This is a genomic window from Catenovulum adriaticum (assembly GCF_026725475.1).
Lineage (GTDB): Bacteria > Pseudomonadota > Gammaproteobacteria > Enterobacterales > Alteromonadaceae > Catenovulum > Catenovulum adriaticum.
In genome coordinates this window covers 485,016-498,548 of the sequence record NZ_CP109965.1, presented here as the reverse complement: position 1 = coordinate 498,548, position 13,533 = coordinate 485,016, and the positions used below count along the sequence as shown (strand labels likewise).

The 13,533-nt window shown below is 39.4% G+C and carries 15 protein-coding genes and 5 tRNA genes; 3 read left to right on the top strand and 17 right to left on the bottom strand.

Annotated elements, in window-relative coordinates; genetic code table 11:
- Window positions 1-2: 2 nt before the first annotated feature.
- From rplJ to OLW01_RS02140, 17 genes are all read right to left on the bottom strand, one after another.
- Window positions 3-497, bottom strand: coding sequence for a 50S ribosomal protein L10 (rplJ, locus tag OLW01_RS02220; protein ID WP_268075000.1), 495 nt, complete (start codon window positions 495-497; stop codon window positions 3-5).
- Window positions 498-766: 269 nt separating this feature from the next.
- On the bottom strand, window positions 767-1,471 hold the full coding sequence (rplA, locus tag OLW01_RS02215) for a 50S ribosomal protein L1 (protein WP_268074999.1): 705 nt from the start codon (window positions 1,469-1,471) through the stop codon (window positions 767-769).
- Window positions 1,472-1,475: 4 nt separating this feature from the next.
- Window positions 1,476-1,904: a 50S ribosomal protein L11 gene (gene rplK / locus OLW01_RS02210; RefSeq protein WP_268074998.1), complete on the bottom strand. Its 429-nt coding sequence runs from the start codon at window positions 1,902-1,904 to the stop codon at window positions 1,476-1,478.
- A gap of 100 nt (window positions 1,905-2,004) precedes the next feature.
- Window positions 2,005-2,547, bottom strand: a complete 543-nt coding sequence (gene nusG, locus OLW01_RS02205) for a transcription termination/antitermination protein NusG (protein ID WP_268074997.1) — start codon at window positions 2,545-2,547, stop codon at window positions 2,005-2,007.
- Window positions 2,548-2,550: 3 nt separating this feature from the next.
- On the bottom strand, window positions 2,551-2,931 hold the full coding sequence (gene secE, locus OLW01_RS02200) for a preprotein translocase subunit SecE (RefSeq protein ID WP_268074996.1): 381 nt from the start codon (window positions 2,929-2,931) through the stop codon (window positions 2,551-2,553).
- Window positions 2,932-3,013: 82 nt separating this feature from the next.
- Window positions 3,014-3,090 (bottom strand) — tRNA-Trp (locus OLW01_RS02195).
- A gap of 57 nt (window positions 3,091-3,147) precedes the next feature.
- Window positions 3,148-4,332 (bottom strand): elongation factor Tu, encoded by a 1,185-nt coding sequence (gene tuf, locus OLW01_RS02190; protein WP_268074995.1) that lies wholly within the window; start codon window positions 4,330-4,332, stop codon window positions 3,148-3,150.
- Between the two features lie 83 nt (window positions 4,333-4,415).
- Window positions 4,416-4,491 (bottom strand) — tRNA-Thr (locus tag OLW01_RS02185).
- A gap of 7 nt (window positions 4,492-4,498) precedes the next feature.
- Window positions 4,499-4,573 (bottom strand) — tRNA-Gly (locus tag OLW01_RS02180).
- A 34-nt stretch (window positions 4,574-4,607) separates the two neighbouring features.
- Window positions 4,608-4,692: transfer RNA gene (locus tag OLW01_RS02175), tRNA-Tyr, on the bottom strand.
- A 17-nt stretch (window positions 4,693-4,709) separates the two neighbouring features.
- Window positions 4,710-4,785: transfer RNA gene (locus OLW01_RS02170), tRNA-Thr, on the bottom strand.
- A gap of 163 nt (window positions 4,786-4,948) precedes the next feature.
- Window positions 4,949-5,662: a type III pantothenate kinase gene (locus OLW01_RS02165; RefSeq protein ID WP_268074994.1), complete on the bottom strand. Its 714-nt coding sequence runs from the start codon at window positions 5,660-5,662 to the stop codon at window positions 4,949-4,951.
- Window positions 5,659-6,612 carry a bifunctional biotin--[acetyl-CoA-carboxylase] ligase/biotin operon repressor BirA gene (gene birA / locus OLW01_RS02160; RefSeq protein ID WP_268074993.1) on the bottom strand — a complete coding sequence of 318 codons (954 nt, stop codon included), beginning with the start codon at window positions 6,610-6,612 and terminating at the stop codon, window positions 5,659-5,661. The genes OLW01_RS02165 and birA overlap by 4 nt, the downstream gene beginning before the upstream one ends.
- Window positions 6,609-7,631 carry a UDP-N-acetylmuramate dehydrogenase gene (gene murB, locus OLW01_RS02155; RefSeq protein WP_268074992.1) on the bottom strand — a complete coding sequence of 341 codons (1,023 nt, stop codon included), beginning with the start codon at window positions 7,629-7,631 and terminating at the stop codon, window positions 6,609-6,611. Before murB ends, birA begins: the two co-directional genes overlap by 4 nt.
- A gap of 26 nt (window positions 7,632-7,657) precedes the next feature.
- A complete protein-coding gene (gene csx16, locus OLW01_RS02150) occupies window positions 7,658-8,932 on the bottom strand; it encodes a CRISPR-associated protein Csx16 (protein WP_268074991.1) in 1,275 nt (424 codons plus the stop codon).
- Between the two features lie 35 nt (window positions 8,933-8,967).
- Complete coding sequence (locus OLW01_RS02145) at window positions 8,968-9,399, bottom strand: DUF3859 domain-containing protein (protein ID WP_268074990.1); 432 nt, start codon at window positions 9,397-9,399, stop codon at window positions 8,968-8,970.
- 430 nt (window positions 9,400-9,829) lie between these two features.
- Complete coding sequence (locus OLW01_RS02140; RefSeq protein WP_268074989.1) at window positions 9,830-11,224, bottom strand: NAD-dependent succinate-semialdehyde dehydrogenase; 1,395 nt, start codon at window positions 11,222-11,224, stop codon at window positions 9,830-9,832.
- A gap of 419 nt (window positions 11,225-11,643) precedes the next feature.
- On the opposite strand from OLW01_RS02140, the gene OLW01_RS02135 reads away from it, so the two are divergent.
- From OLW01_RS02135 to fis, 3 genes are all read left to right on the top strand, one after another.
- Window positions 11,644-11,832, top strand: a complete 189-nt coding sequence (locus OLW01_RS02135) for a hypothetical protein (RefSeq protein ID WP_268074988.1) — start codon at window positions 11,644-11,646, stop codon at window positions 11,830-11,832.
- 332 nt (window positions 11,833-12,164) lie between these two features.
- Window positions 12,165-13,133 (top strand): tRNA dihydrouridine synthase DusB, encoded by a 969-nt coding sequence (dusB, locus tag OLW01_RS02130; protein WP_268074987.1) that lies wholly within the window; start codon window positions 12,165-12,167, stop codon window positions 13,131-13,133.
- Between the two features lie 15 nt (window positions 13,134-13,148).
- Entirely contained in the window at window positions 13,149-13,442 is a 294-nt protein-coding gene (fis, locus tag OLW01_RS02125; RefSeq protein ID WP_268074986.1) for a DNA-binding transcriptional regulator Fis, read from the top strand.
- Window positions 13,443-13,533: the final 91 nt, after the last annotated feature.

Here is a 13,533-nt window from a genome sequence, read left to right as displayed (position 1 = left end):
AATTAAGCAGCTTCTTGCTCTTTTTGATCGCGTACGGCTGCAATAGTACGAACAAGTTTGCCAGCTGCTGCTTCTTTCATGCAGCTCATTAGCTTCGCTAAACCTTCTTCGTATGTCGGCAATGACGCTAATAATTCAACGTCAGCTACAGCGCCTTCAAAAGCAGCACCCTTAATTTCAAAAGCTTTGTTTGTCTTACCGAATTCTTTTAGAATTCGAGCTGCTGCACCTGGGTGATCAGCAGAAAAAGCTAATAAAGTAGGACCTACGAATAAGTCTTTAAGACATTCGTATTCTGTGCCTTCAACTGCACGGCGTGCTAATGTGTTACGTACAACTTGAAGTTGTACACCTGCTTCACGAGCTTGTTTACGTAAAGCAGTCATATCAGCAACAGTTACGCCGCGAGAATCAGCAACAACTGCAGAAAGCGCACCAGTGGCAGCTTGGTTGACTTGAGCGACAATTTCTTTTTTGCCTGCGAGTCCTAATGCCATTAGTGTAACTCCTGGATATCCTAGATATTATCTAGATTGTAATTACCCCAATCAACAATGGATTGGGAATGATTTACGGATTAGGTCCAGAAGAGGGTATAAATCTTCTTCGAGGTTCCTTCACCGTCTACGTAGGAAATTAAGCAATAAAATCAGAGATTAACTATTTGCACCTACGGTCTGGGACGTGAGCCATAAAGGCACGACCTTAAAATTGGCCGCAAAGTTTAACTAAACTTTGCGGCCAAGTAAAGCTTTTTGAGCAAGTATTAAGCAGTTTGTGTTGACAAACCAGCTTGATCAACTTGAACGCCAGCGCCCATAGTTGTAGACAAGCTAACCTTAGCAACATAAACGCCTTTAGCAGAAGATGGTTTAGCTTTCTTCAATGCAACGATTAATGCTTCAAGGTTTTCTTTAAGCTTAGCGTTATCAAAATCCACTTTACCGATAGTAGTATGGATAATACCGTTTTTATCATTACGATAACGGATTTGACCTGCTTTAGCTTGCTTAACTGCTTCAGCTACATTAGGTGTAACTGTACCCACTTTCGGGTTTGGCATTAAACCACGAGGACCTAAGATTTGACCTAATTGACCAACCACACGCATAGCGTCTGGTGAAGCAATTACAACGTCAAAGTTCATTTCGCCTTTCTTAACTTGATCAGCTAAGTCATCCATACCAACGATATCTGCACCAGCTTCTTTAGCTGCATCTGCATTAGCGCCTTGGGTGAAAACAGCAACACGAACACTACGGCCAGTACCGTGAGGTAATACAGTTGCACCACGTACGTTTTGGTCAGATTTACGAGCGTCAATACCAAGATTGACAGACGCATCTACACTTTCAACGAATTTCGCAGTAGCAAATTCTTTCAACAACTCTAATGCTTCATCAATATCGTAAGCTTTAGTTGGTTCTACTTTTTCACGGATTAAACGTGCTTTTTTAGATAATTTAGCCATTGAATTAGTCCTCTACCACTATGCCCATGCTACGCGCGCTACCAGCGATTGTCTTAACTGCTGCATCCATATCAGCTGCAGTTAAATCTGGTTCTTTTGCTTTAGCAATTTCTTCTAATTGAGCACGTGTAACCGTACCTACTTTATCAACATGTGGTTTAGATGAACCACTCTTAAGGCCTAATGCTTTTTTCAATAAGAAAGAAGCCGGTGGCGTTTTTGTTTCAAAAGTGAAAGAACGGTCATTATATACAGTAATAACAACTGGAACTGGTGAGCCTTTTTCAATGCTCTCTGTTTGGGCATTAAATGCTTTACAGAATTCCATGATGTTAACACCTTGCGCACCTAACGCAGGACCAACTGGTGGACTCGGATTTGCCATGCCAGCTGCAACTTGCAGCTTAACTAAGGCTTGTACTTTCTTTGCCATGTTAAATTTACCTCTATTATGGGTCTACGCCTAGTAAATGCGAGGACACTTACTTTACGGCTACCCGACTAAGAATGGGTCGCGGATTATAGATTAATCTTTAACCTTTTTCAACTTGTGAAAATTCTAATTCTACAGGCGTTGAACGCCCAAAAATTAAAACTGACACTTTCAATCTGCTCTTTTCATAATCAACTGTTTCAACAACACCGTTGAAATCAGCAAATGGACCATCATTAACACGAACCACTTCACCCGGTTCAAACAAGGTTTTAGGACGTGGCTTATCATGGTTTTCTTGTAAGCGATTTAAAATAGCTTGTGCTTCACTATCTGAAATGGGTGCTGGGCGATCACTCGTCCCACCGATAAAGCCAAGTACGCGTGGAGTACTTTTAACTAAATGCCATGAATCATCGTTCATCACCATTTGTACTAGTACATAACCCGGGAAAAATTTTCTTTCACTTTTACGCTTTTGGCCTGCACGCATTTCAACGACTTCTTCGGTAGGTACTAAAATATCACCGAAATATTCTTCCATGTTATGCAACGCTACATGCTCTTTTAACGTTGTAGACACTCGGCCTTCATAGCCTGAAAATGCTTGTACAACGTACCATCTTAATTTAGGTTCTGACATGGTTTATAGTCCTAATCCAGTTAAAAATGAAACTAATCGCACCATGATCCCGTCTAGAAACCATAATAACAATGACATAATAACCGTAGCTATTAAGACAATAACTGTCGTACGCAAGGCTTCTTCGCGAGTAGGCCAGATTACTTTTCGAACTTCAGTGCGAGCTTCTTTGGCAAAGCTAAAACCATCTTTACCTTTTGTGGTTTGTAATGCAATAAACCCAGCAACGATAACAGCCCCAACTACGCCTAATGCGCGCCAAAGAACTGAAACTTGCTCAGTATAATAATGATTACCCCAAACTGCTGCACCTAGGATCACAATTGTTAAAATCCACTTAATGGAATCAAAACTGCTCCCTTGCTTTTCTGCTTCTACGCTCATACAAAAACCTTTACGGGATTTAGATACCCTAAAGTTACTTGGGTATAGACAAAAATGCCCCGCCTTAAGCGAGGTTCATATCTGGCAGGGGTGGAGGGACTCGAACCCCCAACCATCGGTTTTGGAGACCGCTGTTCTACCAATTGGAACTACACCCCTGCAAAAACTAAAACACAAAAGCCCCTTGCGGGGCTTTTTTAATCGTTAAATAATAAATTATTCAACGATTTTAGCAACAACACCGGCGCCAACTGTACGGCCACCTTCACGAACTGCGAAGCGTAAACCTTCGTCCATCGCGATTGGAGAGATTAACTCTACTACCATTTTGATGTTATCACCAGGCATTACCATTTCTACGCCTTCTGGTAATTCTACCGCACCTGTTACGTCCGTTGTACGGAAGTAAAACTGTGGACGATAGCCTTTGAAGAATGGCGTATGACGACCACCTTCATCTTTCGAAAGTACGTATACTTCTGATTCAAACTTAGTATGTGGTGTGATTGAACCTGGCTTACATAATACTTGACCACGCTCTACGTCTTCACGCTTAGTACCACGTAATAATGCACCAATGTTCTCACCTGCTCGACCTTCGTCAAGCAATTTACGGAACATTTCTACACCAGTACAAGTCGTTTTCGTTGTATCACGGATACCTACGATTTCGATTTCTTCACCAACTTTGATGATACCTGATTCTACACGACCTGTTACTACTGTACCACGGCCTGAGATTGAGAATACATCTTCTACTGGCATCAAGAACGGCTTATCAATATCGCGCTCTGGCTCTGGAATGTATGAATCTAACGCTTCACCTAATTCAACAATTTTTGCTTCCCACTCTTCTTCACCTTGTAAAGCTTTTAATGCTGAACCTTGGATTAGTGGTAAGTCGTCACCTGGGAAGTCGTATTCTGAAAGTAATTCACGTACTTCCATTTCTACTAATTCTAATAACTCTTCATCATCTACCATGTCACATTTGTTCATGAATACGATGATGTAAGGGACACCTACTTGGCGTGATAATAAGATGTGCTCACGCGTTTGTGGCATTGGGCCATCTGCTGCGCTTACTACTAAGATTGCACCATCCATTTGAGCTGCACCTGTGATCATGTTTTTTACATAATCCGCGTGTCCAGGACAATCTACGTGCGCGTAGTGACGGCTTGGCGTATCATATTCAACGTGTGAAGTATTGATTGTAATACCGCGCTCACGCTCTTCTGGTGCATTATCGATTGATGCGAAATCTTTAGCATCACCACCGTGTACTTTTGCTAGTACTGTAGAGATTGCTGCTGTTAAAGTCGTTTTACCGTGGTCAACGTGTCCAATTGTACCAACGTTAACGTGCGGTTTCGTACGTTCAAATTTTTCTTTAGCCACTTCCAAGACCTCAATTAGTTGTGATTAAAACTGTCTATTCAGTTTTAATATTGATACACGCCACGGTAAGAGAAACTTTAGGATGGTGCTGATACCCAGATTTGAACTGGGGACCTCACCCTTACCAAGGGTGCGCTCTACCAACTGAGCTATATCAGCGAAAAAATGGAGCGGGCAGCGGGAATCGAACCCGCATCATCAGCTTGGAAGGCTGAGGTAATAGCCATTATACGATGCCCGCAAAATCCTAAGCAGTAGACCTCAAACTGTGAATATGGTGGAGGGAGCTGGATTCGAACCAGCGAAGGCTGAGCCGTCAGATTTACAGTCTGATCCCTTTGGCCACTCGGGAACCCCTCCGAATTTTTTATTTTTGATGGTGCCGACTGCCGGAATCGAACTGGCGACCTACTGATTACAAGTCAGTTGCTCTACCAACTGAGCTAAGTCGGCCCTGTCAAAAAGTGATGCGAAGTGTATTGAAACCCTTGGGTCGTTGCAACCCTTTTTTTAATAAAAAAGCTTTTTTTTCACTGTTCGCACAGATTTCAATCAATTTGTCGGTTTTCCCTCTAAAAAACTGAATACTTTATAAGCAAATCAAGCGCCACAGCATTCAGTTAATAAATAAACCCATGCCTTTAAATATTAAGTTAGTTTCTATTTTCGCCTGAATTTTTTGTGATTTTAATAAAGTTTGATAAATATCACAGTCGCCGCCGGCTAAAAAAATATCAACTTTCTGATATTTCGTTGTTAAATCTTGTGCGAGTGATTTAACTAAAGCGATATGACTGGCGTACAATCCATTAAAAATACACCTTTCAGTTATATTTCCTAAATTAATTGCTGGGTTATACTTATCTGTTAATTCGATTTTACCTGAACGTTTTGCTAGGCTTTGTGCACTAAAAGTAACATTTGGTAAAATCCAACCACCTAAATGTTGGCCTTGCGCTGTCACTGCGTCTATCGTTACCGCTGTCCCCGCATCTATAACCATAAACGCATTGGAAGTTAAAGTTTTAGAACCCAGCATGGCTAGCCAACGGTCAACACCCAACCGATTTACAACTTGATAAGCGTTTTTCAAACCAAATGCATTTGCTTGCGTTTGTAATTGTTTAATATTGGCATTGGGAAGCATCTTTGCAACTTGCTTTAAAATAGAGTTATCTGCTGATTTAACACTTGCAAAAATAACCTCTGTAATTTTATTTTGGGCTAACTCATCAAAGCTTAGTATTTTAACGTTAAAACTGGTGGCAGTTTTATCTACTAACCCAAACTTTGCTCGGGTATTACCTTCATCTACCAATAAAATACTCATAGGGGCCTCAACGAAACCTCACCACCGTTAAAGCTCTGCTCTTCATTACCCACTTGCATCACTAACCCACCTTGGTGATTAATTCCCATATTAATACCGGTTTTCACTTGCTCACCACTGATTAACTGAACACTTTGGTGATGATATAAGTCATATGCTGGCCATTTAACAACAAAATCGGCCATCCCATTTTCACAAAATTGACTAATATAAGTCGTTAACTGTTTAAACAATTGAATAACGAGTTCGGTTCTGTCAATTATCTGCCCTTGGAATTCAGACAAGCTTTGCCAAGGTTGGTCAATTTCTTGTGATTGGCGAGGCATATTCACATTTAGCCCTAAACCAATAATAACATTGCAAGGTGGCTCAAATGCACCTTCAAGTTCTACTAAAATACCGCCCAGTTTTTTTCCTTCCAAATAAATGTCATTCGGCCATTTTAGCTGAACCGGTAAACCTTGCTGCTGTAATAAATCTGCCACCGCTAAGCCAATAACAATACTTAGACCTGATAACTCACTAATGGCCACATCTAATTTTAGCCCCAAACTTAAATATATATTTTGCGCATAAGGTGAATGCCATACCCGTCCTCGTCGGCCTCGACCTATTGTTTGCTTTTCAGTGGTTGCCAATATAGGTAAAGTGGTCTGGTTAGCTCTAAATGCACGCTTTACATCTTCGTTGGTGGAATCTGTTTCGGCGGTTAAAATCACTTGTACATGGTTTAACAGCGCTTGCTCAATTTTTGATGATTCAAGTGGACGCACATAAGGTGCAAAACAGTAGCCTTTCCCCGGTACTGAGTGAATATCGTACCCAGCCATTCTTAATTTACTGATCCATTTTGAAATTGCCGCTCGCGAAATTGAAAATCGCTTTGCTAAATCTTCCCCTGAATGAAAGCCTTTGTCTGCAAGGGCACTTAATAATTCATCTATATTCATTTAACTTGCCCCGTACTCATTAATGATTCCAACAAAGCTTCTGAATCGATTTCACTCGTTTTACCAATAAATCTAACTTCAGGTGATAACCTAATTTGATAAGCCTCAAATACTTTTTGCCTAACCTTTGCCGCTAAATAACAGATTTGCTCACCGCTGGCACCGCCTTGATTAACTAAAACCAGCGCTTGGTTTTGATGCACTTTCGCTTGTTTATAACTTGTCCCCTTCAACCCAGCCCGTTCAATTAAATAGCCCGCGGCTATTTTAACTTGCCCATTGGCTTGCGGATAATTAGGAATATCAGGGTCTGTTAGTTGTAGTTTTGCAAACAGCTGTGAATCAATAACTGGATTTTTAAAAAAGCTGCCCGCATTACCTAACTGTTTTGGGTCGGGTAACTTCGTTTGTCTAACCTGACAAACTGTTTCAAAGATATTTTTAGCGCTTGGATTGCTTAATTTTTGAAGCGGACCGTAACTTAAATTTGGCTGCCAGTGCTTTGGTAATGCCAATTTAACTTGGGTAATTAAAAATCGATCGTTTAATTGATGCTTAAATATAGAATCTCGATAATCAAAATGGCAATCAGTCCTCAATAATGTTTGGCTTTGACCTGTGATTAGATCGATGCCAGTAACAGAGCTACAAAATTGGCTAAATTCAACACCGTAAGCGCCAATATTTTGCACCGGTGCGGCGCCAACGGTTCCTGGGATTAGCGCTAAATTTTCAAGCCCAAACATGCCCAATTTAATGAGCCTTTCAACAGTATGATGCCAGTTTAGACTAGCACCTAAGGTAACAATATAATGAGCATCTGATTCGCTGTAGCTAAACGTTTGATCGCTTGCAGTTACAATTTGTCCCTGATATTCAGGGTCTATAAACAATAAATTACTGCCCGCACCAACTATTAAAAACGGTTGAGAAGGGTCAAATACATCAGCATGATCTGGCCAGTGAATAAACTGGCGTGTGTTAACGGATAACCCAAACGAATTTGAAACTGAAAACAATGGCTTTCCTATATAGTATGATAAATCTAATTAATATTTTGTTGACGATATTCCATTGCATAAACCAAAACATCATTTAAATTATTGGTATCAATATAATGAAATTGCATTTTATTATGTAATGTCGCTAGTGCTGCCGCCACACTGTTTAATGATTTACCACCGGTGATATCAATTAAGATATCTTCTTCAGGTAAGTCATGAAGCTGCTGCCAATTTTTTGCAATTTTTAAGTAGGCATTGTAATAAGCTTCAACATCATTAGGAGGGATCGGTATCGGATAAGGTTCAAATTGAATTTGCTTAAATTCAGGATAAGTTGCTAAAACCTGAAGCGCGTTATTTATCGCCGGATAAGTCCCCGCAGATATTCGCTCAACGACCCCTTCTCTATTTTTAATACTACAATCTTGAGAACCTAACAGCATCACTCGCTTTAATTTGGTGTTTGTATGACACGCCTGAGCGCGCACAATGCGTAAAATAAGCTCCCACTGAATTTTAAGCGGCATGAGCAATTCAATATCTTGCTGTAAATCACCCGTTAATTCGACCTCACTGGAAAAACCATGTTTTTGCTTTATAAAAAACCAGCACCCATCTCTTTGCTCAAATCTAAAACCACTAGATAAAGTAAGCACTAAACCGGCATAAGCTTGATCGGCTTCTCTTCTTTTTACATCTCTAAGCGGCACCCATTGGCGAGCTTGAACACGCAAAGACCATGATGCCCACAAAAATAACAAAAAACAAAAAATTAACTCGATTATCCAATACAAACTAAAATGCCGATTTAACCACGCCTGATCTTTGCCAAACCAGTTTATAACATGAACGTCAAACAATAAGGCACCACCCAACGCATTAGCAAACATACCAATAGCTGAAGCCGCAATGAGGGCAAACAAGGCTAATTTAATATCAGCGACTCGCAGAGGTATCTTGTCTCTAGACAATTGGCATACTTTACGCTTTATTACATCAGCGGTGTTTTTCAGCCATTTAGTCAATACCGCTTCACTGGTTCCATTGACAAAAAAAGCATCTAAACTTGGGTTAGCGATTCGAAACACATCGTATTCAGAGGTTAGTAAACGAGGATCAGAAACAGATAAATGGAAATACTCAGCGTTTTTTTCACAGATGGCTGCAGCCTGCTCTACCGATAATGCGCCATATACTTTATCACCCGCCGATATAGTGCTTAAATCCAATTCATCGGCAAAAGATTCTATCCCGTGAACTTCTTTATATAACCATTTACGTGCCCCGGCATAAGGCATTACTGCTATTTTAGCCATACATTCATTCCATCACAGTGAGACACAGCAGCACATTAAAAGCCACGTTTTTTCCAAAAGTTAGCTTCGCTTTTTTCTTCTTCTTCAATCAACGCAAAAGTTTTATCAGCAACAATTTTACCTTTTAGCTCAACTGTCATCCGCCAATCACCTAACTTATTATTGACTGGAGGCCAAATAGTGTCCCCTAAATAAAAATCCCAGTTATTGTTCCCCACATATTCTTCACCTTCAAATGGGGGCATAACCTCACCATCATCATTTGGAATATCAGGATGATAAATACAAAATTTAAGCTTTTCCCCTTTCGCTTTTTTAAAATTGATGATCATCCCAAACTCTACATCTACCTCGGCGATAACCTCAGTAGTAAAGGTTTTAATTTTAGGTAAGCTTTTAGATTTTGCATCCCATTGGGTATAAATGCCATAGCTTGAAATAGATACTTCGGATTTTAATTTAGACATATTACTGTTTGCTGACTTAAATATAACCGCTGATCTTGCGCATATTTACTTAAGATTGCAATATTTAATAAAAACTGACAAAAATAATCAAACCCAAATCGTCGTTTGGCTGAATAAGCTAGGTTAATTTAAGCAAACGGAGTTTTATCACTGAGAGTAAATAGGATGCAATAATTGAGATAAGAGACGAGGGTCTGTTGACCTCTCGCGTATTTTTAGAATAGTTAAGCCATTAGATGTTTTTTGCGCTGCTTTTATGAAAGTGTTCACTTGCCTTTTCATAACTTATGTATTGCATAGTTACATAAGCAATATTCAAGTATTGTTTCGCGATATTTTTCTCTATTTTCCTTAGGAGTCGGATATGCAAGCTGGTTTAAAGCAAAACCAGCTTACGCAATACAAGTAATAATCTACTCAAATTATCAGTTTAAGCAACGCCAATTGTTTTAATATTCACAAACTCTTTAATCCCAAAACTAGCCAGTTCACGTCCATACCCACTCGTTTTAACGCCGCCAAATGGTAATCTTGGATCTGATTTTACAAAATCATTAATTGCAACAGTCCCTGTATCTAAAGCCTCTTTAGCGAGTTTTTTAGCTAAAGCTATATCTTGAGTAAAAATAGCACCGCCCAAACCAAACTCTGAATCATTGGCAATTTCAATCGCATGTTCAATATTTTTTGCTTTAATAACAGAGGCAACCGGGCCAAATAATTCCTCATTATAAGCAGGCATGCCCGACTGAACCTCGCTAAGTATAGTTGCCGGATACCAAGCGCCCGCTTTAGCCGGAATTTCGCCGCCTAAAACACATTTAGCGCCAGCTTTAATTGACGATGTCACTTGCTGGTGTAGTATATCTCTTAAATCCAAATTAGCCTGTGGTCCAAAATCTGATTCTGGATGATTAGGATCACCCATTACTTTATTTTGCATTTGCGCTTTAAAAGCTTGAAGAAATTCATCATAAACATCTTCCAGTACAATAAAACGCTTAGCAGCTATGCAGCTTTGCCCTGCGTTTATCATTCGGCTTTGACAAGACTTTTCTGCAGCTAATTGAATATCTGCATCACTTAATATGATATAAGGGTCGCTTCCGCCTAATTCCAATACTGTTTTTTTTATATATTTGCCAGCGGTTGAAGCAACCTTGCTACCTGCGTTCGTACTGCCCGTTAAAGTAACCGCTCTAACCGCTTTATGTTTAATAACTGATTCAACTTCATCGCTTGAAATTAATAAGCTTTTAAATACATTTTTTGGAAAACCTGCTTGTTCAAAAATAGCCTCAATCGCTAAAGCACAACCCGTTACTTGGCGGGCATGTTTAAGTAAAGCCACATTGCCTGCCATTAAGGTAGGTGCCGCAAAACGAAATACTTGCCAAAATGGAAAATTCCATGGCATAACAGAAAGCACTACACCTAAGGGTTGATAACTCACCCAACTTTCTGATAAATCAGATTCAATCTCTTCATCAGCCAAAAATGACTCTGCTTTGTCCGCGTAATATTCACATACCCAAGCACACTTTTTAATTTCTCCTAGCGCTTCTTTATGTACCTTACCCATTTCTTGGGTCATTAAATTAGCAAGCTCAGTACTTTGAGCGGTTAATAATGCTGAAGCTTTTTTAAAACATTGGCCGCGCTGTTTAAGACTAAATGTTCGCCAGCCATTAAATGCGTCATTAACTGAATCAATCACTTGATGAAGCTGTGCTTGCGACATTGTTTGATAACGGCGCACAAATTCATTATTGGCAGGGTTTATAATTTCAATTGCAGATTGATGTGCTTTTTCAGAAATAGCCATGACTCGCTCCTTTATATTTAATCTATAGCTTTACCATAATAACCACGCGCAAAAGCCGTACCAAAATACATTTCAAGATATAATATCAAAGCTAACTTCCGCTGTATAAAACCCCAAGCGGTTTAAAATAAGGCTTTCATATACCTTGGAATAAATAATGCGTTAGCCTTATTCTAGCTCACTTACTCAACAAAATGGCTGGGACTTAATTAACTTTAACAATGTCCCCTGTAAATTTTTCAATTAGCCAAGCGTCAATAGTGCCTGTTTTCATATTTAGCAGGCCTAATTTTCCTTTTTTCGCTTATTTTTTGATCTGGCTTGTTTTTTATCCTAAATAAACTTGTTTTTTATACCTTAGCTTAATTACAATACGCGCATTAGATATGATATTTATTTATGATTAGGCTAAACCCCCTATGGAAAATTTAATTAGCGCAATTGAAGTTAACGTGACTTTACTCGCATTAGCTATGTTTATTACCTTTAGTTTTTTAGGTGCAACTGAAAAAGCTGATAACGCAGATGCATTAAAAATAGCTCGGATTGAATACGCTTTTTTTGCCGCAAGTAGCTTTGCGATATTTTTAGTATTTTGGTTAATTTAAAACCAATCTCGCTTTAGTAAAAAACCGCACTTGTTGCGGTTTTTTTATGCTTAAAATTTCGCTTTCAAAATAAAAAACGCTATAAAATAGCTTATCAAGCTTTTGCTCAACCCAGTCTAATTAAGCATTTTAGCTACATTAACAACAATAAATTTACAAAATAGTCAAAATTCCCTTCATATTTCTGTCATTTTTTTGCTTGCTTTTTACTCTGATCACTTGACAATAAAAAAAACCAGATTGTTTAAAAAATAGGCTTTGCACTCTTACAAAAAATCCGTAAACTAGCCGCCCTTTTTGAGCTGATGGTGTTTTAACCAAACAATATAGATATGCAAATTGGTAATTACACTTTAAATAATCCAGTTATTCTTGCGCCAATGGCCGGAATTACTGACAGACCCTTTCGTCAAATTTGCCGAGAGCTCGGCGCTGGCTTGGCGGTAGGTGAAATGCTGTCGAGTAATCCTAGCGTATGGGCGACAGAAAAATCTCGGTTACGAATGGATCACACAGGTGAAACTGGTATTCGTTCGGTACAAATTGCAGGTTGCGATCCAGAATTAATGGCGCAGGCAGCCCAGCATAATGCAGAGAACGGTGCAGACATTATTGATATCAATATGGGCTGCCCAGCAAAAAAGGTAAATAAAAAACTAGCAGGTTCTGCATTGTTGCAAGATCCGCAGTTAGTTGAACAAATTTTAAATAAGGTGGTCAACTCAGTTTCTGTACCTGTGACTTTAAAAATTCGCACAGGTTGGTCACCCGATAACCGAAACGGCATTCAAATTGCTCAAATAGCTGAGCAAGCAGGCGTTCAAGCTTTAGCGGTTCATGGCAGAACGCGAGCCTGTATGTTTAAAGGTGAAGCTGAATTTAAAACAATTAGAGACATTAAACAAAATGTGTCTATACCTGTGATTGCCAATGGTGATATTTGCACAGCACAACGTGCATTAGATGTCATTAATTTTACGGGTGCCGATGCAATTATGATCGGCCGAGGTGCTCAAGGTAACCCTTGGTTATTTCGTGAAATTAACGAGCTAATGCAAACGGGTAAAGTAACAAGTAAACCCAGCATTGTTGAAATACGCGATATGGTTTTGTTGCATGTGCAAGCCATGCACGAATTTTATGGAAATGAAAAAGGCTACCGAACCGCGCGTAAACACGTGGCTTGGTACTTAAAAACTTTAGCGGTAGAAACTGATTTTCGCCGCGAATTTAATGCCATCGATAGTGCCTCTGGCCAGCTCGATAGCTTAGCATTATTTTTTGATAACCTAATAAATTAGAGAAGAGTCGTTAATATGTTTGAACAAAATGTTTCTCCTGAATTAGTTACTGGTACAGTTACCACTGCTCAAGAACAAACTCAAAAGCCATTACGTGCGTCTGTAAAACAAGCTGTCACTAACTACTTGTCTCAGTTAAGCGGACAAGATATTGATGATTTTTATGATATTGTTATTTCAGAAGTTGAAGCACCTTTATTAGAAGAAATTATGCTTTATACTCGCGGCAACCAAACTCGCGCTGCTAATATGTTAGGTATAAACCGTGGCACTTTACGTAAAAAGTTAAAAAAATACGGCATGAACTAAACACTGAGTTTTGAACGAAAGCACCCTAGGGTGCTTTTTTCGTTTCCGTCAGTCTAATTTACAAATAAAAGGGTTAAAATTTAACCCGTTC

What these genes read in the sequence shown, in the direction of transcription:
- rplJ (WP_268075000.1), bottom strand. Translation starts at nt 497, where the DNA reads ATGGCATTAGGACTCGCAGGCAAAAAAGAAATTGTCGCTCAAGTCAAC.
- rplA (WP_268074999.1), bottom strand. Translation starts at nt 1,471, where the DNA reads ATGGCTAAATTATCTAAAAAAGCACGTTTAATCCGTGAAAAAGTAGAA.
- rplK (WP_268074998.1), bottom strand. Translation starts at nt 1,904, where the DNA reads ATGGCAAAGAAAGTACAAGCCTTAGTTAAGCTGCAAGTTGCAGCTGGC.
- nusG (WP_268074997.1), bottom strand. Translation starts at nt 2,547, where the DNA reads ATGTCAGAACCTAAATTAAGATGGTACGTTGTACAAGCATTTTCAGGC.
- secE (WP_268074996.1), bottom strand. Translation starts at nt 2,931, where the DNA reads ATGAGCGTAGAAGCAGAAAAGCAAGGGAGCAGTTTTGATTCCATTAAG.
- OLW01_RS02165 (WP_268074994.1), bottom strand. Translation starts at nt 5,662, where the DNA reads ATGAGTATTTTATTGGTAGATGAAGGTAATACCCGAGCAAAGTTTGGG.
- birA (WP_268074993.1), bottom strand. Translation starts at nt 6,612, where the DNA reads ATGAATATAGATGAATTATTAAGTGCCCTTGCAGACAAAGGCTTTCAT.
- csx16 (WP_268074991.1), bottom strand. Translation starts at nt 8,932, where the DNA reads ATGGCTAAAATAGCAGTAATGCCTTATGCCGGGGCACGTAAATGGTTA.
- OLW01_RS02145 (WP_268074990.1), bottom strand. Translation starts at nt 9,399, where the DNA reads ATGTCTAAATTAAAATCCGAAGTATCTATTTCAAGCTATGGCATTTAT.
- OLW01_RS02140 (WP_268074989.1), bottom strand. Translation starts at nt 11,224, where the DNA reads ATGGCTATTTCTGAAAAAGCACATCAATCTGCAATTGAAATTATAAAC.
- OLW01_RS02135 (WP_268074988.1), top strand. Translation starts at nt 11,644, where the DNA reads ATGGAAAATTTAATTAGCGCAATTGAAGTTAACGTGACTTTACTCGCA.
- dusB (WP_268074987.1), top strand. Translation starts at nt 12,165, where the DNA reads ATGCAAATTGGTAATTACACTTTAAATAATCCAGTTATTCTTGCGCCA.
- fis (WP_268074986.1), top strand. Translation starts at nt 13,149, where the DNA reads ATGTTTGAACAAAATGTTTCTCCTGAATTAGTTACTGGTACAGTTACC.